The organism is Methylobacterium sp. J-001 (assembly GCF_022829565.1).
GTDB lineage: Bacteria > Pseudomonadota > Alphaproteobacteria > Rhizobiales > Beijerinckiaceae > Methylobacterium.
Window position 1 is genome coordinate 1 of the sequence record NZ_JAKSYN010000090.1, and the last position, 1260, is coordinate 1260.

General features: G+C 68.2%; 1 protein-coding gene. It reads left to right on the forward strand.

Translation table 11 applies throughout. The annotated features are described in order from the left end of the window. The first annotated feature begins 101 nt into the window (after window positions 1–101). Window positions 102–1130, forward strand: a complete 1029-nt coding sequence (locus MKK65_RS09825) for an IS110 family transposase (RefSeq protein WP_243957376.1) — start codon at window positions 102–104, stop codon at window positions 1128–1130. Window positions 1131–1260 lie beyond the last annotated feature (130 nt).

Consider the following 1260-nt stretch of genomic DNA (forward strand, 5'->3'; position numbering starts at 1 on the left):
AGCAGATGGGGTGGATGGCTCCCGCTCCGACTGACGGCATCTCGGTGCCAAGATGTGGTTGCTGTCGAAGCAGCAGCTACGCAGATGTAGGAGCCATCCCCATGGAGATCACCACCGTCGGCATCGATCTGGCCAAGAGCATCTTCCAGGTTCACGCCGTCGATGCAGCTGGGCAGATCGTCGTTTGCAAGGCGCTGAGGCGGGCGCAGGTCGTGCCGTTCTTCGCCAAGCTGCCGCCCTGTCTGGTCGGCATGGAGGCGTGCGGAACGTCCCACCACTGGGCCCGGGAACTCATCAGGCTCGGCCATGACGTGCGGCTGATGCCGCCCGCTTACGTGAAGCCGTATGTGAAGCGCGGTAAGACCGATGCGAACGATGCCGCCGCCATCTGCGAGGCGGTGACGCGCCCGAGCATGCGCTTCGTGCCGGTGAAGTCGACCGAGCAGCAGGCGGCGCTGGCGCTGCACCGGACGCGCGACCTGCTGGTCAAGCAACGCACGCAGCTGGTGAACATGATCCGCGGCCTGCTCGCCGAGTTCGGGATCGAGATGGCGCGGGGCCTGCGCCATGCGCTCGAACTGGCGGCCCGGCTCTCGGCCGGAGACGCGGCCGAGGTGCCACCCCTGGCCCAGCGCGTGGTGACCGGGCTGGCCGATCAGATCGGCGCCGTACAGATCCAGCTCACTCGGCTGGAAAAGGAGTTGTTGGCCTGGCATCGAGACAGCGACCTGTCGCAGCGCCTGGCGACGATTCCGGGTGTCGGCATCGTCTCGGCGACCGCGCTGGCCGCTTCGGTGAGCGAGCCCGAGCGCTTCCGCAACGGTCGACAGTTCGCCGCCTCGTTGGGGCTGACACCGCTGCAGAACTGCAGCGGCGGCAAGGAGCGCCTGGGCCGTATCTCACGCATGGGCGATCGCTACCTGCGCCGCCTGCTCGTGGTCGGCATGACCTCTCTGGTCCGGCGCGCGAAGGCGACGCCGACTTCGGTCGACCCGCGGCTGCCGGCGCTGCTGCAGCGCAAGCCGGTGCGCGTGGTGACTGTTGCGGCTGCCAATCGCACGGCGCGGGTCGCCTGGGCGATCATGACCCGCGGCGGCACCTACCGCGCACCAGCGGCCACGGCCGCCTGACAGCACGGCAAGGAGATTTTTCCAGGTTGCGAGGACGATGAGAGTTGATGGCGAACCGGTCAGACCGGGAGCCGGGACACCCCGCCGAACGTCCAGGGCGTCATAGCCCGCAAAGCAGAGTGGGACCCAG

Coding starts and splice junctions, on each gene's coding strand:
- MKK65_RS09825 (WP_243957376.1), top strand. CDS start 102: ATGGAGATCACCACCGTCGGCATCGATCTGGCCAAGAGCATCTTCCAG.